At 75.3% G+C, this 24,300-nt stretch carries 23 protein-coding genes; 17 read left to right on the top strand and 6 right to left on the bottom strand.

Features of this window, described 5'->3' with window-relative positions; genetic code table 11:
- Positions 1-14 precede the first annotated feature (14 nt).
- Both ABZ801_RS32215 and ABZ801_RS32210 read right to left on the bottom strand, forming a co-directional pair.
- Positions 15-608, bottom strand: a complete 594-nt coding sequence (locus ABZ801_RS32215; protein ID WP_360705084.1) for a TetR family transcriptional regulator — start codon at positions 606-608, stop codon at positions 15-17.
- 130 nt (positions 609-738) lie between these two features.
- Positions 739-1,518 (bottom strand): ATP-binding cassette domain-containing protein, encoded by a 780-nt coding sequence (locus ABZ801_RS32210; RefSeq protein ID WP_360705081.1) that lies wholly within the window; start codon positions 1,516-1,518, stop codon positions 739-741.
- Positions 1,519-1,781: 263 nt separating this feature from the next.
- Between ABZ801_RS32210 and ABZ801_RS32205 the strand changes: the two genes are divergently transcribed.
- The 4 genes from ABZ801_RS32205 to ABZ801_RS32190 all read left to right on the top strand — a co-directional run bounded on the left by ABZ801_RS32205 (position 1,782) and on the right by ABZ801_RS32190 (position 8,024).
- Positions 1,782-3,155, top strand: a complete 1,374-nt coding sequence (locus ABZ801_RS32205; protein WP_360705078.1) for a M28 family peptidase — start codon at positions 1,782-1,784, stop codon at positions 3,153-3,155.
- A 190-nt stretch (positions 3,156-3,345) separates the two neighbouring features.
- Positions 3,346-5,496, top strand: a complete 2,151-nt coding sequence (locus tag ABZ801_RS32200; protein ID WP_360705075.1) for an AAA family ATPase — start codon at positions 3,346-3,348, stop codon at positions 5,494-5,496.
- A gap of 166 nt (positions 5,497-5,662) precedes the next feature.
- A complete protein-coding gene (locus ABZ801_RS32195; protein ID WP_360705073.1) occupies positions 5,663-6,856 on the top strand; it encodes an acyl-CoA dehydrogenase family protein in 1,194 nt (397 codons plus the stop codon).
- An 85-nt stretch (positions 6,857-6,941) separates the two neighbouring features.
- Positions 6,942-8,024 carry an acyl-CoA dehydrogenase family protein gene (locus ABZ801_RS32190; protein ID WP_360705070.1) on the top strand — a complete coding sequence of 361 codons (1,083 nt, stop codon included), beginning with the start codon at positions 6,942-6,944 and terminating at the stop codon, positions 8,022-8,024.
- A 131-nt stretch (positions 8,025-8,155) separates the two neighbouring features.
- Here ABZ801_RS32190 and ABZ801_RS32185 read toward each other — a convergent pair whose 3' ends face one another.
- Both ABZ801_RS32185 and ABZ801_RS32180 read right to left on the bottom strand, forming a co-directional pair.
- On the bottom strand, positions 8,156-8,707 hold the full coding sequence (locus ABZ801_RS32185) for a universal stress protein (protein WP_344956694.1): 552 nt from the start codon (positions 8,705-8,707) through the stop codon (positions 8,156-8,158).
- Positions 8,708-8,838: 131 nt separating this feature from the next.
- Positions 8,839-10,647: a tetratricopeptide repeat protein gene (locus tag ABZ801_RS32180; RefSeq protein ID WP_360705067.1), complete on the bottom strand. Its 1,809-nt coding sequence runs from the start codon at positions 10,645-10,647 to the stop codon at positions 8,839-8,841.
- 133 nt (positions 10,648-10,780) lie between these two features.
- On the opposite strand from ABZ801_RS32180, the gene ABZ801_RS32175 reads away from it, so the two are divergent.
- The 12 genes from ABZ801_RS32175 (at position 10,781) to ABZ801_RS32120 (ending at position 20,564) form a co-directional block, all read left to right on the top strand.
- Entirely contained in the window at positions 10,781-11,020 is a 240-nt protein-coding gene (locus tag ABZ801_RS32175; RefSeq protein ID WP_360705064.1) for an XdhC family protein, read from the top strand.
- Between the two features lie 128 nt (positions 11,021-11,148).
- A complete protein-coding gene (locus ABZ801_RS32170) occupies positions 11,149-12,171 on the top strand; it encodes a sigma-70 family RNA polymerase sigma factor (RefSeq protein ID WP_360705061.1) in 1,023 nt (340 codons plus the stop codon).
- 203 nt (positions 12,172-12,374) lie between these two features.
- Complete coding sequence (locus ABZ801_RS32165) at positions 12,375-13,172, top strand: CoA transferase subunit A (RefSeq protein ID WP_344956845.1); 798 nt, start codon at positions 12,375-12,377, stop codon at positions 13,170-13,172.
- Complete coding sequence (locus ABZ801_RS32160; protein ID WP_360705058.1) at positions 13,172-13,855, top strand: 3-oxoacid CoA-transferase subunit B; 684 nt, start codon at positions 13,172-13,174, stop codon at positions 13,853-13,855. The genes ABZ801_RS32165 and ABZ801_RS32160 overlap by 1 nt, the downstream gene beginning before the upstream one ends.
- Before the next feature lie 41 nt (positions 13,856-13,896).
- Positions 13,897-14,565 (top strand): protocatechuate 3,4-dioxygenase subunit beta, encoded by a 669-nt coding sequence (gene pcaH, locus ABZ801_RS32155; RefSeq protein ID WP_344956704.1) that lies wholly within the window; start codon positions 13,897-13,899, stop codon positions 14,563-14,565.
- On the top strand, positions 14,562-15,137 hold the full coding sequence (pcaG, locus tag ABZ801_RS32150; protein WP_360705055.1) for a protocatechuate 3,4-dioxygenase subunit alpha: 576 nt from the start codon (positions 14,562-14,564) through the stop codon (positions 15,135-15,137). Before pcaH ends, pcaG begins: the two co-directional genes overlap by 4 nt.
- Positions 15,127-16,371: a 3-carboxy-cis,cis-muconate cycloisomerase gene (gene pcaB, locus ABZ801_RS32145; protein ID WP_360705052.1), complete on the top strand. Its 1,245-nt coding sequence runs from the start codon at positions 15,127-15,129 to the stop codon at positions 16,369-16,371. The genes pcaG and pcaB overlap by 11 nt, the downstream gene beginning before the upstream one ends.
- Positions 16,368-17,141 (top strand): 3-oxoadipate enol-lactonase, encoded by a 774-nt coding sequence (pcaD, locus tag ABZ801_RS32140; protein WP_360705049.1) that lies wholly within the window; start codon positions 16,368-16,370, stop codon positions 17,139-17,141. Before pcaB ends, pcaD begins: the two co-directional genes overlap by 4 nt.
- The gene (gene pcaC / locus ABZ801_RS32135) at positions 17,138-17,566 is read left to right on the top strand and encodes a 4-carboxymuconolactone decarboxylase (protein WP_360705046.1); all 429 of its coding nucleotides are present in this window, start codon (positions 17,138-17,140) and stop codon (positions 17,564-17,566) included. Before pcaD ends, pcaC begins: the two co-directional genes overlap by 4 nt.
- Positions 17,567-17,592: 26 nt before the next feature.
- Positions 17,593-18,414, top strand: a complete 822-nt coding sequence (locus ABZ801_RS32130; RefSeq protein ID WP_360705044.1) for an IclR family transcriptional regulator — start codon at positions 17,593-17,595, stop codon at positions 18,412-18,414.
- Positions 18,415-18,536: 122 nt separating this feature from the next.
- Positions 18,537-19,706 carry a 4-hydroxybenzoate 3-monooxygenase gene (locus ABZ801_RS32125; RefSeq protein ID WP_360705042.1) on the top strand — a complete coding sequence of 390 codons (1,170 nt, stop codon included), beginning with the start codon at positions 18,537-18,539 and terminating at the stop codon, positions 19,704-19,706.
- A gap of 45 nt (positions 19,707-19,751) precedes the next feature.
- Positions 19,752-20,564 carry a cytochrome c biogenesis CcdA family protein gene (locus ABZ801_RS32120; RefSeq protein ID WP_344956847.1) on the top strand — a complete coding sequence of 271 codons (813 nt, stop codon included), beginning with the start codon at positions 19,752-19,754 and terminating at the stop codon, positions 20,562-20,564.
- Here ABZ801_RS32120 and cphA read toward each other — a convergent pair.
- Complete coding sequence (gene cphA / locus ABZ801_RS32115) at positions 20,561-23,224, bottom strand: cyanophycin synthetase (RefSeq protein ID WP_360705039.1); 2,664 nt, start codon at positions 23,222-23,224, stop codon at positions 20,561-20,563. The two genes, ABZ801_RS32120 and cphA, sit on opposite strands and share 4 nt — an antisense overlap.
- A gap of 3 nt (positions 23,225-23,227) precedes the next feature.
- Positions 23,228-24,058 carry a cyanophycinase gene (locus tag ABZ801_RS32110; protein ID WP_344956718.1) on the bottom strand — a complete coding sequence of 277 codons (831 nt, stop codon included), beginning with the start codon at positions 24,056-24,058 and terminating at the stop codon, positions 23,228-23,230.
- Between the two features lie 36 nt (positions 24,059-24,094).
- Here ABZ801_RS32110 and ABZ801_RS32105 point away from each other — a divergent pair.
- Positions 24,095-24,300 (top strand): hypothetical protein (locus tag ABZ801_RS32105; RefSeq protein WP_360705036.1); only part of this gene is annotated, 206 nt, incomplete at its 3' end.

The following is a 24,300-nucleotide window of genomic DNA, read 5'->3' as shown; positions in this document are numbered from 1 at the left end:
GCAACAGGAGACGATCAAGAACCTCGGGCGTCGCGCGTTCCCGTGGCCGGGGCCAGGTAGCGGGTGACGAGGCGGGCGATGAGGTGGCCGACGCGCTCGGGCGGCTCGTGCGGCAGCATCATGTGGCTCATCGTCAGCCGGATGGCGACGTCGGCCATCTCGGTGAGGGCCACCGGGTCCAGGCCGGGCCACTGGGCGGTGGCGTGGTCGATGATGCGGGTGCGGGCGGTGAACAGCAGCGGCTCGGCCCGCGTGGTCAGCAGCGGCAGCAGCTCGTCCCCGTCGGCGCCGGTGAGCACGGTCTTGTTGATCGGGTCGTCGGCGGCGGTCTCGATCGTGTAGACGACGGCGGCCGCCACCGCCGAGTACAGGTCGGCGTGCTCGGACAGCACCCGGTCGATGCCGTCCAGGTACCTGTCGTTGTGGCACATGACGACCGCCTGGGCCAGCCCCCACTTGTCGCCGAACTCGTTGTAGACGGTCTGGCGGCTCACCCCGGCGGCCTCCGCCACGTCCCGCATCCGCAGTCCCCGGTACCCGTCGCGGGTGAGGATCTCGGCGGCCGCGTCGAGCAGGGCCTCCCGGACGGGGCGCCGCTCGGTCGTCATGCGCGTCTCGCTTTCGGCGTCGGCTCGTGGCGCGGGCCTGATCCGGCACGGCCACCGTGTGCCGTCATTATCGCCGCCCGGCCGGCCGCCGGACGGCGGCGGGCCGGGCGTGACGCCTGGTGGGCGGCGGTCAGCGGCCGGCGACCGGCGCCGGGCGGGGCCGGCAGGTCTCGCGCACCTCGAACGGCGAGCCCGACGCGACGACCCGGCCGGCGCGCATGAGGTGGAGCCGGTCGCAGACGCCCATCATCAGCTCCAGGTCCCGTTCGATCAGCAGCACCGCCGGGCCCTCGGCCGCCACCTCGCGCAGCAGCACCTCCAGCGCGCGCGTCTGCGGGACCGACAGCCCCGCGGACGGCTCGTCCAGCACCAGCAGGCGCGGGTCGGCGGCCAGCGCCCGCGCCAGTTCGACCAGCCGCGCCACGCCGGGCGGCACCCGGCCGGCGCGCCGCGCCGCGTACGCGGTGATGCCGAGGCGCTCCAGCAGCGCGTCGGCGACCGTCCCGGCCTCCCGCAACGCGGCCCGCCGGATCCGCCGCCGGTCGCGGCGGGAGCGGCCGGGCACCTCCCGCGTCAGCGCGTGCGCCTGCGCCGCGACCAGCACGTTCTCCCGCACGGTGAGCCCGCGGAACACCTCGGGGCGGCGGAAGGTGCGCGCCACGCCCCGGCGGCCGCGCAGGCGCGGGGCCCTGCGGACGAGGTCGGCGCCGTCCAGGTGGACGCTGCCGCACGCGGGCCGCAGCAGGCCGCAGACCACGTCGGCGAGGGCGGCGGCCCCGGCGTCGTCCGGCCCGACCAGTCCGGTGACCGTCGCGGGCTGCGCCGTCAGGTCCGCGCCGTCGAGCACGGTCACCCCGCGGCGCCGCACGGTGACGCCGCACACGCGCAGCCCGGGCTCTCCGTCCCGCACGACCCACCGCCTTCCGGGTGTGACGTGGATCACCACTGAGTCGTCACGATACTGACGTGCCCGGGGGTGGGCAAGACGACCAAAGTTGATCACGGTTAGGTTTCGGAACGAGGCGCGACATTGCCCCCCAAAAGGCGCGTTCCGTAGTTTCGCCGCGAACAGGGCGCCCCCTGATCTCCGTCGCAGGTCGACCGCCGGCCGCCCGGACCGCGATCCGGCCGGGGCCGACGTCGCCGCCTGCCCTCATATCCCGAGGAGACGCCATGTCGCAGAAGAAGACGGCGCCGGTCAAGCGTCGCGACCTGCTGGCCGGAGCCGCGGCCGTCGCGGGCTTCGCCACCGTCGGACTGCTGCCCGGCACCGCGGCCGCCGCCACCCGGCAGCGCCCCGGCGCCGTCCGCCCCCCGTCGCTGTCCACCGCCGACAAGGCGGTGGTCGCCCGCGTCGACGCGCGCCGCGCCCTCAAGCACCTCAAGGTCCTCAGCGACGAGATCGGCTGGCGGGTGTGCGGCACCAGGCAGGAGCACGCCGCCGCCAAGTACATCGCCGGAGTGCTGCGCGACCTCGGCTACAAGGTGACGCTGCAGCCGTTCGGCATCCCCGACAAGAGCCTGGCCGTCCTGCGCGCGGGCCGCGAGGACTGGCAGAGCGCCGCCGCGGCCAACGGCGCCGTGGGCAGCGCCAAGGGCGACGTCGTCGACCTCGGCGACGCCACCACCGTCACCGCCGACCTCACCGGGAAGATCGCGCTGTTCACCCGGGTCGCCGGCCAGGAACTGGCCCAGGCCAAGGCCGCGGCCGCCAAGGGCGCCGTCGCCGTCCTCATCCAGAACGTGCGGACCGCGACCTACCCCGAGCGCAAGGCGTCGACCTTCTTCCCGAACCTGGCCGAGCCGGTGGCCGTTCCGGTGCTGGGCATCGCCGAGTACCACGCCGAGCGCATCCGCGGCGGCGTCCGGCGGCTGTCCCTGGAGGTCACCAAGCACACCGGGCTGACCTCCTACAACGTGCTCGCCGAGCGCAAGGCCACCTTCCCCAACCCGCAGGGCAAGGCGGTCATCATCAGCGCCCACTACGACAGCGTCCCCGGTTCGCCCGGCGGCAACGACGACGGCAGCGGCACCGTGCTGTGCCTGGAGCTGGCCCGCGTGCTGCGCCGCCTGCCCACCCAGCAGGACATCCGCATCTGCCTGTGGGGCGCCGAGGAGATCGGCCTGGTCGGGGCCCGTCACTACGTCAAGCAGCTCGACGAGGCGGGCGTCGCCCAGATCACCGGCTGCTTCCAGAACGACATGGTCGCCACCAGCCACCCGCCCGCGGGCACGTACTGGCTGCTGTCGGTGGACGGCGCGAACAACACCACCACGGCCGCGGTCGCCGCGGCGGCCGAACGGCTCGGCTACGTCGGCCAGACCAAGGGCCCGACGGCTCGCGGCTCCAGCGACCACGAGGCGTTCTACGAGCGCGGCATCGCCGCGGGCAACTTCAGCTGGCGCGGCGAGGAGGCCCCCAGCCAGCTGGAGCCCGTCTACCACACCCCCGAGGACACCATCGAGGGCAACATCAGCCTGCCGCGCCTGCAGGTGTCCCTGGAGCTCATCGGCTGCGCCGCCTACGAGGTGGCCCGCCACCGCTGAGCCCCGGCTCTCCTCGGCGGCATCGCCGCCCCGCGTCTTCGGACGCGGGGCGGCGCACGCCCGTCCGCATCCGGACGGCTCCTCCGCGACGTCCCACCACATGATCGGGAACGCGGCTAAGCTCGATGGTTTCGCCTGACGCCGGCCACGCCCCGGCGTCGCCCACCATCACACGCGGAGGAGTACACGCATGCCCGCCGACCCGACGGCCGTAGCGCGCGAATCGCCCGAGGAGCCGGACACCGGCGAGACCGAGCCCCCGCCGGCCGAGCCCCCGCAAACCGAACCCCAAGACGGGCTCTCCCAGGACGGGCCCCCGCAGGACGAGCCCGCCGACAGCGAGGCGGTGCTCGCCGCCGAGCGGGCGCACCTCGCCGAGTCGCGCGCGGCGCTGCGGCGCATGCGCGAGACCGCCCGCTCCCTGTCGGCCGACGTGGCCGCCGACTGGGTGTCGCGGCAGTACCTGGAGTCGCTGCTGGACCAGCGGGTCGCCGCGCTGGCCGACCAGCCCGACACCCCGCTGTTCTTCGGCCGCATGGACGCGCGCGACGGACGCGGCGGCGACCTGCCCGCCACCATGTACGTCGGACGGCGCCACGTCCACGACGGCGACGAGGGCCGCCCGCTGGTGCTCGACTGGCGCGCCCCGGTCGCCCGGGCCTTCTACCGCGCCGGGCCCGCCGACCCCATGGGCTGGCGGCGGCGCCGCCGGTTCGGCTTCCAGGGCGGCGAGCTGACCGCCTACGAGGACGAGCCGCTCGACGGCCGCTCCCTCGGCCCGTCGAGCATCCTCACCAGGGAGATCGAACGGCCCCGCACCGGCCCCATGCGCGACATCGTCGCCACCATCCAGCCCGACCAGGACGAGATCGTCCGCGCCGGGCTGCCCGACACCGTGTGCGTGCAGGGCGCCCCCGGCACCGGCAAGACGGCCGTCGGCCTGCATCGCGCCGCCTACCTGCTGTTCGCCCACCGGGAGCGGCTGGCCCGCTCCGGCGTGCTGATCGTCGGACCGAACCGCGCGTTCCTGGCCTACATCTCCGCGGTGCTGCCCGCGCTCGGCGAGATCCGCGTCGACCAGGCCACCGTGGACGACCTGCTCGGCGCGCCCGCCGCCGAGGAGCCCGCCGACGTCGCCGCGCTCAAGGGCGACGCCCGGATGGCCGAGGTGCTCCGCCGGGCCCTGTGGCGGCAGATCCGCAAGCCCGAGGAGGGCCTGCTCTACACCCGCGGGGTCAGCCGGTTCCGGCTCGCCGACCACGAGGTGCGCGAGATCGCCGCGTCGCTGCGCGGGACGATGCGCTACGCCAACGGCCGCGCCGCGTTCGCCCAGCGGCTGGCGCACCAGGTGCTGGTGCTGATGGAACGGCGCGGCGAGGCGCCCGACGACCGCGTCCAGGACCAGGTGGCCCGCTCCCGGCCCGTCAAACGGCTCGTCGACCAGGTGTGGCCCAAGGTCACCGCCGAGCAGGTGCTGTACCGCCTGCTGTCGGACGCCGACCTGCTGCGCACCGCCGCCAAGGGCGTGCTCGGCGAGGACGAGCAGGCCGCGCTGCTGTGGCGCAAGCCGTACCGCTCGCACCGGTCGGCGAAATGGACCGCCGCCGACCGCGCCCTTCTGGACGAGCTGAACGACCTCATCGAGCGCACCCCGTCCCTCGGGCACATCGTGGTGGACGAGGCGCAGGACCTGTCGGCGACGCAGCTGCGCGCCCTCGGCCGCCGCTGCGCCACCGGCTCGGCGACGGTGCTCGGCGACCTGGCCCAGGGCACCACCGCCTGGTCGGCGCGCTCGTGGGACGAGGTGCTGCGCCACCTCGGCCAGGACGGGCAGGTGACGGAGCTGAGGCTGGGCTTCCGCGTCCCCGGCGCGGTCCTGGACTACGCCGCCCGGCTCCTGCCGCACATCGCCCCCGGCCTGGCCGCGCCCCGCTCCCTGCGCGCGGGAACGGACGCCCTGACGGTGCGCCAGGTGCCCGACCTGGCCGAGGCGGTCGTCGCGGAGGCGCGCCGGGCGCTGGAACGCGAGGGCTCCGTCGGGCTGATCGTCCCCGACGCCACGGCCGCCGCCCACGCCGAGGCGCTCGCCGGCGCGGAGGTGCCGCACGGGCTGCTCGGCCCCGACACCGGCGACGGGGACCGGCTGCTGGTCGTCCCGGCGACGCTCGCCAAGGGCCTGGAGTACGACCACGTGATCGTCGTGGAGCCCGCGGAGATCGTGGCCGCCGAGCCGCGCGGCCTGGCCCGCCTGTACGTGGTGCTCACCCGCGCCGTGACCAGCCTGACGGTGCTGCACCGCGACCCGCTGCCCGGTGAGCTGGACGCCGTCCCGTCCCGCTGACCGGCCGCCTCTCCCGTCGAGACGGCGCGCCGGGCCCCAGGGATCCGCGTGGGGCTCCGGCGCGCTGTTGACGCGGTCGGCGGCTGTTCCTAGGGTGACCATACCGACCAGTTGGTATGTCGGGCATCGCGGCCGCGGCGCCGCTCGTCCCACGGAGGTCCGCCCCTTGAGCTCAGCACCGCCGGACGCCGACGACCTGCGTGAGCGGGTCCGAAGCTTCCTCTCCGACCACGATCCGTCCGGCATGGAGCGGCTGGCGTTCCTGCGGGCCCGGTTCGACGCCGGGCTGGCGTGGGTGCACTACCCGCCGGGCCTGGGCGGGCTGGGCGCGCCGCGCGCCCTGCAGCCGGTCGTGGACGCCGAGTTCGCCGCGGCGGGGGCGCCGCGCAACGACCCCGAGCGCAACGGCATCGGCCTCGGCATGGCCGCGCCCACGATCCTGGCCTACGGCACCGAGGAGCAGAAGAAGCGCTTCCTGCGCCCGCTGTGGACGGGCGAGGAGATCTGGTGCCAGCTGTTCAGCGAGCCGGGCGCCGGATCGGACCTGGCAGCGCTCGGCACCCGCGCCGTGCGCGACGACGACCACTGGGTCGTCAACGGCCAGAAGGTGTGGACGTCCATGGCGCACGAGGCGCGCTGGGCGATCCTGGTCACCCGCACCGACCCGGACGTGCCCAAGCACCGCGGCATGACCTACTTCGTCTGCGACATGACCGCGCCCGGCGTCGAGGTACGGCCGCTGCGGCAGATCACCGGCGAGGCCGAGTTCAACGAGGTCTTCCTCACCGACGTGCGCATCCCCGACGAGCACCGGCTCGGCGAGGTCGGCGAGGGCTGGCGGGTGGCCACCACCACGCTGATGAACGAGCGGGTCGCCATCGGCGGCAACGCCGTCCCCCGCGAGGGCGGCATGATCGGCGTGGTGGCGGGGCTGTGGCGCGACCGTCCCGAGCTGCGCACCCCCGGGCTGCACGACACGCTGCTGCGGCTGTGGGTGGAGGCCGAGGCGGCCCGCCTGACCGGCGAGCGGCTGCGCCAGCAACTGGCCGCCGGCGCCCCCGGCCCCGAGGGCTCGGCCGCCAAGCTCGCCTTCGCCCGGCTCAACCAGGAGATCTCCGGGCTGGAGCTGGAACTGCTCGGCGAGGACGGCCTGCGCTACGACGACTGGACGATGCGCCGTCCCACCGAGGTCGACTTCACCCGCCGTTCGCCCGGCTACCGCTACCTGCGCGCCAAGGGCAACTCGATCGAGGGCGGCACCTCGGAGATCCTGCGCAACATCATCGCCGAACGGGTGCTCGGCCTGCCCGGCGAGATCAGGGTCGACAAGGACGTGGCGTGGAAGGACCTGCCCAAGTGACCGAGCCCCGAGTGACCGAGCCCCGAGTGACCGAGCCCCGAGTGACCGAGCGCGTGACCACCCCGGGGCCGACGGAGGAGCGCCCGTGACGAACCTGCTCTACAGCGAGATCGAGGACGACCTGCGCGGCGGCGTCCGCCGGGTGCTCGACGACCGGTGCCCCTGGACCGACGTGCTGGCGGGCATCGAGAAGGACGAGCCGTACGACGCGGCCCTGTGGCAGGCCGTGGCCGTCCAGCTCGGCTGCGCCGGGCTGCCGGTGCCCGAGGAGCACGGCGGCGCGGGCGCGTCCTGGCGCGAGACCGCCGTGGTGATGGAGGAGCTCGGCCGCGCGGTGGCGCCCGTCCCGTTCCTGTCCAGCGCCGTCCTGGCCACCGCCGCGCTGCTGGCCGCCGGCGAGGCCGGGGGAGACCTGCTCGCCGAGCTGGCCGCCGGAGAGAGGATCGCCGTTGTGGCGGTGCCGTTCAACACGGCGCCCGGGGCCCCGCTCGGCACGTCCGTGCGGGTGGAGGACGGCGCGCTGACCGGCACCGTCACCAGCGTCGCCGACGGCGCGGCCGCCGACGTGCTGCTGGTGCCCGCGCCCGACGGCCTGTACACGGTCGACGCCGCCGACGCCCGCCGCACCCCGGTGACCTCGCTGGACATGACCCGGCGCCTGTGCGACATCGCGCTGCCGGGCGTGCCCGCGCGCCGCGTCGCCGAGGGCGACGCCGCCGTGCGCGCCGCCCTGGCCGCCGGCGCCGCCATGCTGGCCTCCGAACAGCTCGGCCTGGCCGAACGGTGCCTGGAGTCCACCGTGGAGTACCTGAAGACCCGCTACCAGTTCGGCCGCCCGGTCGGCTCGTACCAGGGCCTCAAGCACCGCCTCGCCGACCTGTGGACGTCGGTCACGCAGGCCCGCGCGGTGGCCCGCTACGCCGCGTCCTGCCTGGCCTCCGGCGACCCGGACACCGCCGTCGCCATGGCGCTGGCCCAGGCCCACTGCTCGGCCGTCGCGGTGAAGGCCGCCGAGGAATGCGTGCAGATGCACGGCGGCATCGGCTTCACCTGGGAGCACCCCGCGCACCTCTACCTCAAGCGCGCCAAGTCCGCGGCCATCGCCCTCGGCACCCCCGACCAGCACCGCGCGGCGCTGGCCGACCTGGTGGACCTGCCCTCGGTCTGACCTCCGCCCCCGGGGGTGCGGCCTCCGCCTCCACTGCGCCGGCGGGCGTGGCGCCTCAGGCCGCCGGGGACGGCCGCCGGCCGTCCGCCTGCTCCGGGGCGCCGCCCCGCCGGCCGCGGCGGGCGGCGCGCTCAGGTCGTGTGCTGCCAGCCGCCCCAGCCGAGCATGCGGCGCAGACGGGAGCGTTCGGGACCGTCGTCCTGCCCGGCCAGGTCGTTGAGCAGCGACTCGAACGCCGGTGGCCGCACGCACACGAACGTGGCCCTGCTGCGCCGCGCGCAGTGCAGCCGCACCGACGGCCGCACCAGCCGCGACCACAGCCCCCGGGAGCCCTGCCCGACGACGAGGATGTCGTCCTCGCGGGCCAGCCGCACCAGGGCCGCGCCCGGCTCGCCGACCAGCGCCATCGCCGACATCTCCACGCCGCACGGGGTGCCGTTGGCCACCTCGTCGAGCAGTTGCGCGATCAGCTCCGCGCCCGCCGAGCGCAGCGCCTCGGTGACCCCCGAGCCGAGCTGGCCCGCCGCCGACACGTGCGGCGGCAGCGGCGCGGCGTGCACGATCAACAACGGCAGGCCGCGAAGCCGGGCCTCGCCGATGGCCCACGACAGGGCGCACCGGGCCCCGGGGGAGTCGTCGACCCCCACGACCACGCGCGGGCCGCCCTCCGGTCTCGCGATCATGGTGCCTCGCCTCCGCGCCTCCTCCTCAAATTGTGCCCCTCAGCTTGGCAGGCATGACCCGCGGGTGAAAGAGGGCTCGCGGACGCGGTACGGGCGGCGAAAGAGCAGCGGGGAGGCGCGGCGCGCGACGGCTAGGCGGTGGCGCGGGGGTCCGGGGGCGCCACGACGTCGTCGGCGAGGGAGCGCACCTCCGGATGCACGTCCGGGGTGGCCCGCACCAGGAACGCCAGTGACTCCAGCACGGTGACGGGACGGCTCTGGCTCGCCTGGATGGCCGCCATGAAACGCCAGGCGACCAGCTCGGCGACGTCGGCGCGCACGCCGGGGTCGACCCACGCGGTGGCGATCATGGCCGCGAGCGCCATCTCCGACACCCAGTCCTCGGGCCCGTACGCCAGGTCCACCAGCACGGCCCTGCGCTCGGACCCGTGCCAGGGCTGGTCGGCCTGGAAGTGCGCGATGCCCAGGCACGTCCACGCCTGCACCGAGCGGATCCAGTCGGCGCGGTGCTGAGGGGGGACCTCGTGCGGCACCGGTGGGTGCACCAGCAGCCCCAGCAGGTCGTTGAGGCTCAGCCCGGACAGCCGCACCGCGTCGTCGTAGGCGGCGGGCAGGTGACGCCACCGATGGCCCGCCAGGCCGTGGACGGCCTGCACGGCGGCCTGGGACGGAGGGGCCATGGCGGGCCGCGCCAGGGTGCCCTGGTACGCCCACACGCTCCCGCGCACCGCGCGCACCGGCCCGTCGGCGAACACCTCGGGCACGGGGCGGCGCGCGTCCGGTTCGGGCACCTCGGTGATGGTGACGCCGTCGGAGACCCCCACCGACGCCGCGAACGCCAGCAGGGCGCTGGGCGGCTCCGGAGCGGAGATGGTCAGCGAGATGCCGGTGGGGTCCTGCGGACCCTCGTCGGAGAGGACCTGGCGCAACACGTTGATGACCGCCTCACCCGGCTGCGGGATGTGCCCCAGCCAGTACAGGCGCTGCGAATGGTGGGTGAGCACGCTGTCGGCGTGGCCGTTGTCGGGGTGCTCGCGCATGTAGTCCGACAGCGCCACCAGGTGGGCCAGGTCGCCGTCGCGTTCGAAACGCATCCCGCAGGCCGTGGGGAAGGCGCTGGGGTCGCGCGGGTCCTGCTGCAACGCGCGCTCGACCCACGCCAGGCCGTCGGCCGGGCGGCCGGCGAGCGCGAGCAGCTCCCCGATGTCGGTGTACAGGGCCAGGTTGCCCGGGTCGAAGCGCAGCGCGCGCAGCCACGCCTGCTCGGCCTCCTGGTAGCGCCGCTCGGCGCGGTAGGCGTACCCCAGCGCCATCGCCGCGTGGAACGAGGGCTCCACCGACTCCGACCGCGCCGCCAGCTCGATGGCCTCGCCCGTGGCGCCGACGCGGCGCATCAGGATCGAGGACGTCCACAGCATCGCGCCGTGCCCCGGGTGCGCGGCGCACATGGCGCGGGCCAGGTCGCAGAACGGCCGCAGCGGCGGCCGCTCGTCCTCGGGCACCGGATCGCCCAGCCCGCTCGCCAGCCGCATGACCAGCATGCTGACGTCGTCGGGCGCCAGCCGGGCGGGCAGGGCGGGGTCGCGCATCCACGGCACGTCCGCCCAGGCGCCCCCGGGCTCGTGACTCTGCGCCGACACCAGCAGCGACAACGCCTGCTGCGGCTCGCCCCGGGACGCCAGCACGTGCGCGCGCGCCACGACCGTGCCCAGGAACACCGGCTGGTCCAGGGGGAACAGGTCCGCGCCGCCCCGCGGGTGCGCGGCCAGCGCCGCCAGCAGCTCGTGCGCCTCGGGCAGGACGGGGTCGCACACCAGCGCCCTGGCGACATGGTCGGCCGCGTGCCGCAGTTCCCCGTCGTCGAGCGCGAGCCGCGCCATGCTCAGCTCGCCCTGCGCCTGCAGCCGGGGATCGGTCATGCCCTCGCTCGGATCCGTCACGTGCCCCCTCCAAGATCCGTTGATGCTGGATGAACCCTGCCATACCGGTCCGACGGAACGCGCGGACATTACGTGAACAGGGCGGAGGCGCACGCGGGAGGACGCCGACCATCACCGGCCCGAACTGGGCCCGGTGCTGCGCGACGTGCTGGCCCACGACGTCCGCTGGGTCGGCGTCATGGGCAACCCGCGCCATCCCGCGCCGCACGTCCCCGCGCTCACCGGCCTGGGCGTCCCGCCGGAGGACATCGCCCGCGTCCACCGGCCCATCGGCCTCAACATCGGGTCCCGCACCCCGCCCGAGATCGCCGTGGCGACGCTGGCGGGACTGCTGGCCGACCGCAACGGCCGCCCCGGCGGCCACGAGTTCTGAGACGCGCGGTAATTTTCGCCGTCGTCCCTGGTCAACCGGTACATCGATGTTTTAATCGCGTTCTGTCAGAGGGCTGGCCTAACGTCGGAACCGAACCGGCTCAGCGCCCCGTGACGAAGGTGACGACCATGGCCCATCCGACCGTCGACCAGGACCGGCAGCGCACCGCCCCGAGCGACGCGCAGGACGGCGACTTCCAGCGGCTCGCCGACCCCTACCGGCGGGAGCTGCTCGCGCACTGCTACCGGATGCTGGGGTCCATCCACGACGCCGAGGACCTGGTCCAGGAGACCTACCTGCGGGCGTGGCGCTCCTACGGCCGGTTCGAGGGGCGCTCCTCCCTGCGCACCTGGCTGTACCGCATCGCCACCAACGTCTGCCTGACCGCGATCGACCAGCGCGGCAACCGGCCCATGCCGTCCGGCCTGGGCGCGCCCTCCGCCGAGCCGGAGAAGCCCGTCGTGGCCGCGCCCGAGGTCCCGTGGCTGGAGCCGATGCCCGACACGGCGATGGGCGGCGACGCCGCCGACCCGGCCGCCATCGTCGCCTCCCGCGAGAGCATGCGCCTGGCGTTCATCGCCGCGCTCCAGCACCTGCCGCCCAAGCAGCGGGTGGTGCTGATCCTGCGGGACGTGCTCAAGTGGAAGGCCGCCGAGGTCGCCGAGCTGTTCGACACCTCGACCGCCGCGGTCAACAGCGCCCTGCAGCGCGCCCGCGCCCAGCTGGAGCAGATCGCGCCCGCCCGGGACGACGTCGTCGAGCCCGCCGACCCCGAGCAGCGCGCGCTGCTCGACCGCTACGCCGCCGCGTTCGAGAACGCCGACATGACGGCGCTGGTCGAGCTGTTCAAGGAGGACGCGGTCTGGGAGATGCCGCCGTTCCCCGAGTGGTTCGTCGGCCGCGAGCACATCGTGCGGCTCATCGCCGCCCAGTGCGGCCCCGAGCCGGGGGAGCTGCGGATGGTGCCGACCGCCGCCAACGGGCAGCCCGCCTTCGCCATGTACCGGCGCGGCGAGGACGGCGTGCACCGGCCGTTCCAGCTCCAGGTCCTCACGCTCGGCCCGCACGGCGTGGAGCGCACCTCGACGTTCTTCGACACCACGCTGTTCCCCGTGTTCGGCCTGCCGGAGGCGCTGCCCGCACCCGCCTGAGTTTCCACTGAGCGGAAAATCGGCCTCCTCACCGGACCGGTCCGCTGCCAGGGTGGGTGATGGCGGCGGTCCCGGACGCGGACGGCTCCGGGCCCGCTGCGCGCAACGAACCAGGCGGCGGCCCGCCGATGACGCCGAACCCTGCCGACCCCGGCGGCGGACGCACCGGCGGGGGCGCCGCGCGCGACGCGGGCGGGAGGCACATGGACAAGGTCGTGGCCTCGGCGGCGCAGGCCGTCGCCGACATCGGTGACGGAGCCTCGCTGGCCGTGGGTGGCTTCGGGTTGTGCGGGGTGCCCACCGCGCTGATCGGGGCGCTGTTCGAGCGGGGATCCGGCGGGCTGACGGTGGTGTCCAACAACTGCGGCCTGGACGGCCGCGGCCTGGGGCAGCTGCTGGCCGCGGGCCGCATCGTGCGGGCGATGGGCTCCTACGTGGGCGAGAACAAGGAGTTCGCCCGCCAGTACCTCGCCGGTGAGATCGAGGTCGAGCTGATGCCGCAGGGCACGCTGGCCGAGCGGCTGCGCGCGGGCGGCGCGGGCATCCCCGCCTTCTACACGCCCGCCGGGGTGGGCACGCTGGTCGCCGAGGGCGGGCTGCCGTGGCGGTACGCGCCCGACGGCAGCGTCGCCGTGCCCTCGCCGCGCAAGGAGGTGCGCGAGTTCGGCGGCCGCTCCTACGTGCTGGAGGAGGCCATCACCACCGACTTCGCGCTGGTACGCGCGGCCAAGGGCGACCGCCACGGCAACCTGGTGTTCCACAAGGCGGCCCGCAACTTCAACCCCCTGTGCGCGATGGCCGGGCGCGTCACCCTCGCCGAGGTCGAGGAGCTGGTGGAGCCGGGCGAGATCGACCCGGACGCCGTGCACCTGCCCGGCGTGTTCGTCCAGCGGGTGGTGCCGCTCACCCCCGAGCAGGCCGCCGACAAGCCGATCGAGAAGCGCACGACGCGTCCCGCCCCGGCGGCGGACGCGCCGGCCGGTGCGGAAGGGGAGGGCTGATGCCCTGGTCCAGGGAGGAGATCGCGGCGCGCGCCGCGGCCGAGCTGCCGGACGGCGCCTATGTCAACCTCGGCATCGGGCTGCCCACGCTGATCCCCGGCTTCGTCCCGGACGGACGGCACGTGGTGCTGCACGCCGAGAACGGCGTCCTCGGCGTCGGCCCCTACCCGGTCGAGGACGAGGTCGACCCCGACCTGATCAACGCGGGCAAGGAGACGGTGACCGCGCTGCCCGGCGCGTCCTGCTTCGACTCGGCGCTGTCGTTCGGCATGATCCGCGGCGGCCACATCGACATCGCGGTGCTGGGCGCCATGCAGGTCTCGGCGCGCGGCGACCTCGCCAACTGGTCGGTGCCCGGCAAGATGATCAAGGGCATGGGCGGCGCGATGGACCTGGTGCACGGGGCCCGGCGGGTGATCGTGGTGATGACCCACACCGCCCGGGACGGCTCCCCCAAGATCGTCGAGGAGTGCTCGCTGCCGCTGACCGGCGCGCGCTGCGTCGACCGGATCATCACCGACCTCGGCGTGCTGGACGTGACCCCCGGCGGCCTGGTGCTGGTCGAGACCGCCCCCGGCGTCACCGCCGAGGAGATCCGCGAACGCACCGAACCCCCCGTCGCCGACGCGCCCGCCGACGCGTCCGCCGAGTCCGCGTCCGCCACCGGCCCCTCCGTGGCATGACCACCCCCACGCAGACGCCCGCACGAGAAGGGACCCGGGCCATGACCCATCCCCCGTACCTGCATCCCGACTACAAGAGCACCGTCCTGCGCGCCCCCTCGCAGCCGCTGGTGATGCCCAAGCTCGGGCCCGACAGCGTGGAGCTGACCTCCCCGGTCTTCGGCCACCAGGAACTGGGCGCGCTGGACGCCGACCTGACCCGTCAGCACCCCGGCGAGCCGCTCGGCGAGCGCATCATCGTGACGGGCCGGGTCCTGGACACCGCGGGCCGCCCCATCCGCGGCACCCTGGTCGAGCTGTGGCAGGCCAACGCCGCCGGACGGTACGCGCACGGCGGCGACCAGCACCCCGCGCCGCTCGACCCCAACTTCACCGGGGCGGGCCGGTGCCTGACCGACGACGACGGCCGCTACCGGTTCGTCACCATCAAGCCCGGCGCCTACCCCTGGCGCAACCACCACAACGCCTGGCGGCCCGCGCACATCCACTTCTCGGTGTTCGGCACGGCGTTCACCCAGCGGCTGGTCACCCAGATGTACTTCCCCGGCGACCCGCTGTTCCCGTTCGACCCGATCTTCCAGTCGATCCCGGACGCCAAGGCCAGGGAACGGCTGATCTCCCGCTTCGACATGGACACCACCGAGCCCGAGTGGGCCCTGGGCTACCAGTTCGACATCGTGCTCGGCGACACCCCGATGGAGGCATCGTGACGGCGGCGACCAGCGGCGAGGCCCCCCCGGCGTTCGGCGTCACCCCGTCGCAGACGGTGGGGCCGTTCTACGGGTACGCGCTTCCCTACGACGACGGCCCCAAGGTCGTCCCGGGCTGGCAGGCGGGCGCGATCCGGCTGCACGGCCGGGTGCTGGACGGCGCGGGCGCCCCGGTGCCCGACGCGCTGCTGGAGATCTGGCAGGCCGACGCCGACGGCGAGATCCCCCGGCGGCCGGGCGGGCTGCGCCGCGCCGGGCACGACTTCTCCGGCTTCGGCCGCTGCGGCACCGACCCGGCCGGCCAGTACTGGTTCAGCACGGTCAAGCCCGGCCGCGTCGGCGACGGCGCCCCCTACGTCGCGCTGCTGGTGTTCGCGCGCGGCCTGCTCAAGCCGGTCTTCACCCGCGTGTACTTCCCCGAGGACACCGCCGCCCACGCCGGCGACCCGGTGCTCGGCGTCGTCCCGGAGGACCGCCGCGCCACCCTGATCGCCGAACGCGACGGCGAGGCGTCGTATCGTTTCGACGTGCACCTGCAGGGCGAACGGGAGACCGTCTTCTTTGACCTCTGACCGTCCACGGCCCGCCGAGGCCGCCCCCGCGTCCGGCGGCGCCTCCGCCGGGGTTCTCTCGCCGGACGCGGGTCTGCTGTCGCCCGTGCGGGCGGGCACCGAGGCCGAGGCGGCCACCGGCGACGCCGCGTGGCTGCAGGCGCTGCTGGACGCCGAGGCCGCGCTCGCCCGCGCGCAGGCCGACCTCGGCGTCGTGCCGCGCGAGGCCGCCGACGCCATCACCGCGGCGGCCCGCGCCGACCGGTTCGACCTGCCCGGCCTGGCGCGGCGGGCGCGCGGCGCGGGCAACCCGGTCGTCCCGCTGATCGCCGACCTGCGCGAGCTGGCGGGCCCGGCCGGGCGGCACGTCCACCGGGGCGCCACCAGCCAGGACATCGTCGACACCGCCGCGATGCTCGTCGCGTCCCGCGCCCGCGCCGTGATCCTCGCGCATCTGGACCGGGCGCTGGACGCGCTGGCCGGGCACGCCGCACGGCACCGCGACACGCCGATGGCCGCGCGGACGCTGGCGCGCCAGGCGGTGCCGTCCACCTTCGGGCTCAAGGCGGCCGGATGGCTGCTGGGCTGCCTGGACGCCCGGGAACGGCTGGCGGCGCTGCGGCTGCCCGTCCAGCTCGGCGGCGCCGCGGGCACTCTTGCGGCGTTCGGCGAGCACGCGCTCGACCTGCCGCCCGCCTACGCGGCGCAGACGGGGCTGGCCGAGCCCGAGCTGCCCTGGCACACGCGCCGCACGCCCGTGGCCGAGCTGGCCGGGGCGCTGGCGCTGGTCGCCGGGGCCCTCGGCAAGATCGCCACCGATGTCGTCCTGCTCGCCCAGAGCGAGGTCGACGAGGTCGCCGAGGCCGCCGGACCCGGACGCGGCGGATCGTCGGCGATGCCGCACAAGCGCAATCCCGCGCTGTCGACGCTGGTGCGCTCCGCGGCGCTGCAGGTACCGGCGTACGCGCAGATCGTCTTCGCCGCGCAGGCCGCGCCGCACGAGCGGCCCGCGGGGGAGTGGCACGCCGAGTGGCAGCCGCTGCGCGAGATGCTGCGCCTGACCGGCGGCGCCGCCGAGACCGCCGCCGAGCTGCTGGACGGCCTGGAGGTGGCGTCCGACCGCATGCGCGCCAACCTCGACGGCCTGCTGGAGGTGCTGGCCGAGCACGGCGGGCGCGCCGACGCCGGTGCCGCCCCGGCTCTGGTCGACCGGGCCCTGGCACGGTACCGGGAGTATCGGAGGAACCGCACGTGAGCCTGTACCACGAGGTCGACGGGCCCGGCGACGCCCCCGTCGTCGTCCTCGGCCCGTCCCTGGGCACCACCACCGGCCTGTGGGCCCCGCAACTGCCCGCGCTCACCGCGCGCTGGCGGGTGCTGCGGTACGACCTGCCCGGCCACGGCCAGTCGCCTCCGCCCGGCGGCGGGAGGACCCTCACGGTCGGCGACCTGGCCGCCCAGGTGCTGGAGATCCTCGACGCCGAGGGCGTCGGCAGGTTCGCCTACGCGGGGGTCTCGCTGGGCGGGGCGGTCGGAGCCGCGCTCGCCCTGAGCGCGCCCGACCGCGTCGCCAGCCTGATCCTGTGCTGCACGTCCCCCCGCTTCGGCCCGCCGGAGGGCTGGCACGAGCGCGCCGCGCTCGTGCGCCGCGAGGGCGTCGGGCCGGTCGCCGAGACCGCCGCGCAGCGGTGGTTCGCGCCCGGCTTCACCGGCGCCGGCCCGTACGTGGCGATGCTGCGCGCCACCGACCCGGCCGGGTACGCCGCCTGCTGCGACGCCCTGGCGGCCTTCGACGTCACCGACCGGCTCGTCCGGATCACCGCGCCCACCCTGGTGATCGCGGGCGCCGAGGACGTGCCCACGCCGCCCGCGGGTCACGGCGACGTGCTCGCCGGCCGCATCCCCGGCGCCGACCTGGTCGTCGTCGACGGCGCCGGGCACCTGGCCAACGCCGAACGCCCCGGCCCCGTCACCGGCGCGATCACCCGGCACCTGGACCGCACCTGGAAGGGACTCCCCGCATGACCTCCGCGAACAACGAGCCCGTGGACGACCGGCGGCGGCACGCCGACGGCATGAAGGTGCGGCGCGAGGTGCTCGGCGACGCCCACGTCGACCGGGCGGTGTCCCGCACCACCGACTTCACCGCCGACTTCCAGGACCTGATCACCCGGTACGCCTGGGGCGAGATCTGGACCCGCCCCGGCCTGGACCGCCGCACCCGCAGCTGCATCACCCTCACCGCCCTGGTCGCCCGCGGCCACCTCGAGGAGCTCGGCATGCACGTACGGGCCGCGCTGCGCAACGGGCTCACGCCGGACGAGATCAAAGAGGTGCTGCTGCAGAGCGCGATCTACTGCGGGGTGCCCGCGGCCAACTCCGCCTTCGCCGTCGCCCAGCGGGTACTGGCCGAGGAGGAGCAGGCGAGCGGGACGCCCGAGGCCGGGTAGCGGCCGGACGAGGGGGGTGGCGTGCGATGACGGACGGAACACGGCCGCCCAGCGTGGCGCGCAAGGTCATGGCGATCCTGGACGCCTTCGCCCTCGGCGGCGTCCGACTCAACCTCAGCGAGATCTGCCGCCGCGCCGGGCTGCCGCTGGCCACCGGGCACCGGCTGGTGGGCGAGCTGGTCGCCGGTGGGTTCCTGGAACGCGTCCCCGACGGCACCTACCGCATCGGCACCCGCCTGTGGCGCATCGGCAGCCAGGCCCCGGCCGTCACCGGCCTGCGCGAGCTGGCGCTGCCGCACATGGAGGACGTCTACGAGGTCACCCACGACAACGTGCAGCTCGCCGTGCTGCGCGAGGGGCGGGCGCTGGTCGTGGAGCGGCTGCGCGGCACCCGGTCGGTGCCCGTGGTCACGCAGGTCGGCAGCACGCTGCCGCCGCACGCCACCGGAGTGGGGCAGGTGCTGCTGGCGTTCGCGCCGCCGCAGGTGCTCGAGCCGGTCCTGGCGGCCGGGCTGTCCCGGCACACGCCGCGCACCATCACCGACCCGGACGAGCTGCGGGACGTCCTGGCCCGGGTGCGGCACAACGGCTACGCCGTCACACGCGACGACATGACCGTGGGCGCGTCCTCGGTCGCCGTTCCGGTCCGCGACGCCGACGGCGAGGTCGTGGCGGCCCTGTCGCTGGTCGCCCGCACCCGCAGCGCCGACGTGCGGCGGCTGCTGCCGCCGCTGATGACCGCCGCGCGGGCCCTGTCGCGCGACGTGGCCCTGCACTGGCGCGTCGAACCCGCGGTGCCGCGGCCGCCCGCGCCCGGCGACGCGCCGCCCGCCGCGTCCGGCGAATGACCCGGCCCGCCGGCCGAGTCGACCGCCCGAGTCCACCGGCCGGTTTCCGGTGGGCGGAAGATCGGGCCTTGACCCGGCGGGGGCGGGCGCCAGGATCGCAGATGACACGAGGAGGAGGAGCCATGCGCACCCAGGTCGCGATCATCGGCGGCGGACCGGCGGGACTGCTGCTGTCCCAGCTGCTGCACCGGCAGGGCATCGAGTCGGTGGTGCTGGAGAGCCGCGACCGGGAGTACGTCGAGCACCGCCAGCGCGCCGGGATGCTGGAGCAGGGCACCACCGACGTGCTGCGCGCCGCCGGGGTGGGGGAGCGGCTCGACCGCGAGGGCCTGGTGCACCACGGGCTGGAGCTGCGGTTCGGCGGCGCCGGGCACCGGATCCCGCTCACCGACCTGACCGGCCGGACGGTCACCGTCTACGCCCAGACCGAGATCGTCAAGGACCTGGTGGCGCGGCGCCTGGCCGACGGCGGCGACATCCGCTTCGAGGCCGAGGTCGTGGCGGTCGACCCGTCCGCGCCGAGCGTGACGTTCCGCCGGGACGGCCGCACGCACACCCTGGAGTGCGACTTCGTCGCCGGCTGCGACGGCTTCCACGGGGTGTCGCGTCCCGCCGTGCCCGGCGTGCGGACGTTCACCCGTGAGTACCCGTTCGCCTGGCTCGGCATCCTCGCCGACGTCCCGCCGTCCACCGAGGAGCTGATCTACGCCAACCACGACCGCGGCTTCGCCTTGCACAGCCTGCGCTCGCCCAAGGTCAGCCGCCTGTACCTGCAGGTCGCGCCGGACGAGGACCTGGCCGCCTGGTCGGACCAGCGGATCTGGGACGAGCTGGCCGCCCGGTTCGCCACCGACGACGGGTGGGAGCTGACCCCCGGGCCGATCACCGACAGGGCGGTCACCCCGATGCGCAGCTTCGTCGCCGAGCCGATGCGGCACGACCGGCTGTTCCTGGCCGGGGACGCCGCGCACATCGTCCCGCCCACCGGCGCCAAGGGGCTCAACCTGGCGGTCTCCGACGTCACCGTGCTGGCCGCCGCGCTGACCGAGTACTACGCGACCGGGTCCGAGACGCTGCTGGACGCCTACTCGCACGACTGCCTGCGCCGGGTCTGGCGCGCCGAGCACTTCTCGTACTGGATGACCACCCTGCTGCACGTCGACCCGGCCGCCGACGACTTCGCCCTGCGCCTGCAGCGCTCCCACCTGGACTACGTCGTGTCGTCGAAGGCCGCGTCCACCAGCCTGGCGGAGAACTACGTCGGCCTGCCCCTGGCCGGTTCCACCGCGTAGGCCCGGCCCCTAGTAGCCTGCCGGTCACGTGGGAGGGGGCACGTGATCGACATCGGGTATCCGGCGGCGTTCCTCGGGGGCGTGCTCGCCCTGGTCAGTCCGTGCAGCGCGGTGCTGCTGCCCGCGTTCTTCGCCTACTCGTTCGCCGCGCCCGTGCGGCTGCTGGCCCGCACCGGCGTCTTCTACGCGGGGCTCGCCACCACGCTCGTCCCGCTCGGCGTGGCCGGGTCGGCCGCCGCGCGGCTGTTCAACGGCCATCGCGGGCTGCTCGTCACCGCCGGAGGCGTGATCGTCATCGCGCTGGGGCTGGCGCAGATCCTCGGTCTGGGGTTCGCCTCGGGACGCGCGCAGGAGGCGGCCGGACGGCTGCGTCCGGTGTCGGCGGTGTCGACCTACCTGCTGGGCACCGTGTACGGGCTGGCGGGCTTCTGCGCGGGTCCCATCCTGGGCGCGATCCTCACCGTGGCCGCAGTGGAGGGGGACCCGCTGTACGGCGGCGTGCTCCTCGCCGTCTACGCGCTGGGCATGGCGCTGCCGCTGTTCGTGCTGGCGCTGCTGTGGGACCGGTTCGACCTGGGACGCCGCCGCTGGCTGCGCGGCAGGCCGTTCACCGTGGGCCCGCTGCGGCTGCACACCACGTCGCTGGCGTCGGGGCTGCTGTTCGTCGCCGTCGGCGGGCTGTTCCTGGCCTTCGAGGGGACGGCCGCGCTGCCCTCGCCGCTCGGCCCCGACCGGGAGGTCGCGCTCGAACAGTGGGCGCAGCGGATGGGTCGGGCCGTGCCCGACGTGGCGTTCGTCCTCCTCCTCGGCGTCGCGGCGGCCGGAACCTGGTGGGCCGCGCGCAGGACCCGCGGCTAGCCGCCACCCGGCTGAAGGGGGACGGCGCCGAGGGTGTGCAGGAGGTCGGTGACCGGCTGCAGCTTCTCGTACATCAGCAGCACCGGCTCGCCCGGGTCGGCGAGGGTCAGGGCCGTGGTCAGCGCGCTCTTCAGGTCACCGGCCGCGACGTGCCGCACGTCCGGGCGGCGCTCGCGCAGCCCGCGGATGATCAGTGCGGTCATCTCGCCGGGCGCGCGGCCGCGCAGGTCCTCGTCCTCGTAGATCACGACGCGGCCGAACGCGTCCGCCAGCGCGCGGGCGGTCTCGGCGACCAGGGCGTCCTCGCGGTCACCGGGCAGTGTGACGGCGGCCACGCCCGGGCGGTCCCACTGGCGGCGCACGAACGCGCCGATCGCGGCGACCGCCGCCGGGTTGTGCGCGTAGTCGACCAGCACCGGGTTGTCGCCGACGTGGTAGACGCAGCCGCGGCCGGGGTTGCGGTCGTGCGGGGCGAACGAGCGCAGCGCGTCGGCGACCACCTCGGGCGGGGTGCCGAGGGCGCGGGCGGCGGCCGCCGCCGCCAGCGCGTTGGCGACCACGTGCGCGGCGCGCCCGCCGAACGCGCCGGCGATCTCGCCGACCGGCAGCAGCGGCGTGCGCTCCTCCCCGGCCGCCTCCATGAGCACACCGCCGTCCACGAAGTAGGCCACGCCGCCCGCCGCCACGTGCCGGGCGATGGCCCCGCTGCGCGCCGAGGCGCCGAACAGCCGCACCACCGGCGCGCGCCGCCGCACGGAGGGACGCTCGGCCAGGCCCGCCGTCCGCGGGTCGTCGGCGTTGAGCACCAGCTGCCCGCCGTGCCGGATCTCCTCGGCCACCAGCGCCTTGATGTGCACCAGGTCGTCCAGGGTGAGGGTGTCGTCGACGCCGAGGTGGTCGGCGGTGATGTTGGTGACCACGGCCACGTCGGCGCGGTCGTAGCCCAGGCCGCGGCGGACGATCCCGCCGCGCGCGGTCTCCAGCACCGCCGCCTCCACCGAACGGTCGGCCAGCACCATCCCGGCCGACCGGGGCCCGGACGCGTCGGCCTTGTACACCAGGCCGCCCGCCCCGCGCCCTTCGATGTAGACGCCCTCGGTGCAGGCCATGCCGACCCGCAGGCCCCGGCGCGCGAGGATGTGGGCGACCATCCGCACGGTCGTGGTCTTGCCGTTGGTGCCGGTGACCGACACGATCGGGATCCGCGACGGCGTGCCCGGCGGGAACATCAGGTCGATGATCGTCGCCGCGACGTCGCGGCCCTCGCCCTCGTGCGGCTCCAGGTGCATGCGCAGCCCGGGCGCGGCGTTGACCTCCAGCACGCCCGCCGCGCCGGGATCGGACGGCAGCGGCGCCGCGATGTCGGGCAGCCGCAGGTCGACCCCGCACACGTCCATGCCGATCGCCGCGGCCGCCCGCACGCACATCCGCGCGACCTGCGGGTGCACCAGGTCCGTCACGTCCCGGCTGGTGCCCCCGGTGGACAGGTTGGCGTTGCGGCGCAGCCACACCACCTCGCCGTCGGCGGGGACGGTGTCGCGGCGGTGCCCCTGGCGGGCCAGGTGCGCCACCTCCGCCGCGCCGAGCCGCAGCCGCGTCAGCGGCCGGTCGTGGCCCTCGCCCCGCGCCGGGTCGGCGTTGACGCGGGCGACCAGCGCCGCGACCGTCGCCGTCCCGTCGCCGACGACGTGCGCGGCGGTCAGCTCGGCCGCGGCCGCCATCCGCCCGCCGACCACCAGCACCCGGTAGTCGCGGCCGGGGACGTAGGACTCCACCAGCACCCTGTCGTCCACGCCCGCCGCGGCGCGGAACGCGGCCAGCACCTCGGCGGGCTCGGACAGCTCGATCCGCACGCCCTCGCCCTGGTGCCCCGACAGCGGCTTGACCACCACGGGCGCGCCGATCTCGCGCAGCGCGTCCAGCGCCTCGGCGGCGTTCGTCACCAGCCGCCCCTCGGGCACCGGGATCCCCGCCTCGGCCAGCACGACCTGCGCCAGCCGCTTGTCCGCGGCGATCTCCATGCCGATCGCCGACGTCTCGTCGGTCATCGCCGCCCACACCGTGCGGCGGTGCCGCCCGTGCCCCAGGTGCAGCAGGTTCAGCTCGCCCACCCGGCGCACCGGCACGCCCCGGCGCCGCGCCGCCCGCGCCAGCGCCGCGGTGCTGACGCCCAGGCGGGTCCGCTCGTACTCGGCGCGGACACGGGCCAGTTCCAGTTCCAGCGCGGGCGGCCGCCCGTCCAGCACCCCGGTCACCGTCCGCACCGCCAGCGCCAGCAGGGTTCCGGGGACCGCGCTGCCGGACGGCTCGTCGCGCGGGCACTCGACGATCACGTCGTAGACGCCGGGGGCGCCCGCCCACACCGTCCGGCCGAAGCACACCTCGCGGCCGATCAGGCAGGACAGCTCCAGCGACACGTGCTCGGTGACGTGCCCGAAGTAGGTGCCGCGGGCCATCGCGTCCAGCAGCCCCCCGGGACGGCCGGCCGAGCAGTGGTGGTCGGCCAGGCCCGGCAGCAGCTCCACCAGCCGCTCGGCGAAGCCGGGACGGTCGGTGGTCTCCCGCTCGGTCAGCTCCGCCAGCTCCAGCCGGGCCACCAGCACCGGACGGGACAGGTACACGTTCGGGCCGCCGAGGCGGCGCAGCGCGTCGATGCGCATCGGTCAGGACTCCTCCCCGGGACGCCGGCCGATGACGGGTCTGCGCCGGTCCATGTCGAAGCGGCAGCCCGCCGGGAGCATGTGCAGGTCGACGTGCAGCATCGCCATCGGCTCGTCGTCGCCCGCCGCGTAGCCGACCGTGGCCCGCTCGGCGTCCACCACCGTGACCAGGCCGGAGCCGACCACCTCGAAGGCGCCGTCGCCGACCACGATCGCGGTGTCCTCGTCGATCCCCACGCCCAGCAGCCGGGTGTCCAGCGCGATGCCGCTGAGCAGGCGCGGCAGCCGCCCGCGTTCCAGAAAGTGCATGTCGATCAGGACGTTGTCCATCAGCGCCAGCCCCGGCCCGACCCGCACCGTGGACGCGGCGACCTCGTGGCCCTTGCCGCCCAGGATCATCCAGTGGCCCATCGCGGTGGCGCCCGCGCTGGTCCCGGCGATGACCAGGCCGTCCTCCTCCAGCCGGCGGCGCAGCAGCCGGTTGGTCTGTGACCCGACCAGGGTGCGGATGCGCGACTGGTCGCCGCCGCTGAACAGCACGCCGGTGGCCTCCTCCAGGGCGTCCAGCACGCCGGGGTCGTCGGCCGCGGCCCGGCCCAGCAGCCGCAGCTCGCGCACCGCGGTCACGCCGAGCCGTCCGAACGCGGCGGTGTACTCGGCGGTCACCTCCTCGGGGATCTCGGTGGCGGTGGTCACCACCACCACCCGCGCGGCGGCGTCGCCCGCCAGGCGCACGAACGTCTCCAGCGGTCCGGTGCCGCACGTGCGGTTCTCCGCGCCGCCGATGATCAGCAGCCGGCCCCTGCGACGGTGCCCCGTGGTGCTGTCTGTCACACGGGGTAGTTACCCTCGATCACAAGAGGTAGTCATATGAGTGCGGATGGTGAGCACAGGGATGAGCGTACGAACTCCGGCCGCGTTGGCATCGACCGGGACATCATCGACCCGGGCGGCGACGACAGAGGCGGCGACGACAGGCACGGCGACGACAGGCACGGCGACGACAGGCACGGCGACGACAGGCACGGCGACGACAGGCACGGCGACGACAGGCACGGCGACGACAGGCACGGCGG

The organism is Actinomadura sp. NPDC047616 (assembly GCF_040642915.1).
GTDB classification, from domain to species: Bacteria; Actinomycetota; Actinomycetes; order Streptosporangiales; family Streptosporangiaceae; genus Spirillospora; species Spirillospora miaoliensis.
Note: the sequence above shows the minus strand (reverse complement) of the source record. Positions and strands in the feature narration are given on the sequence as shown.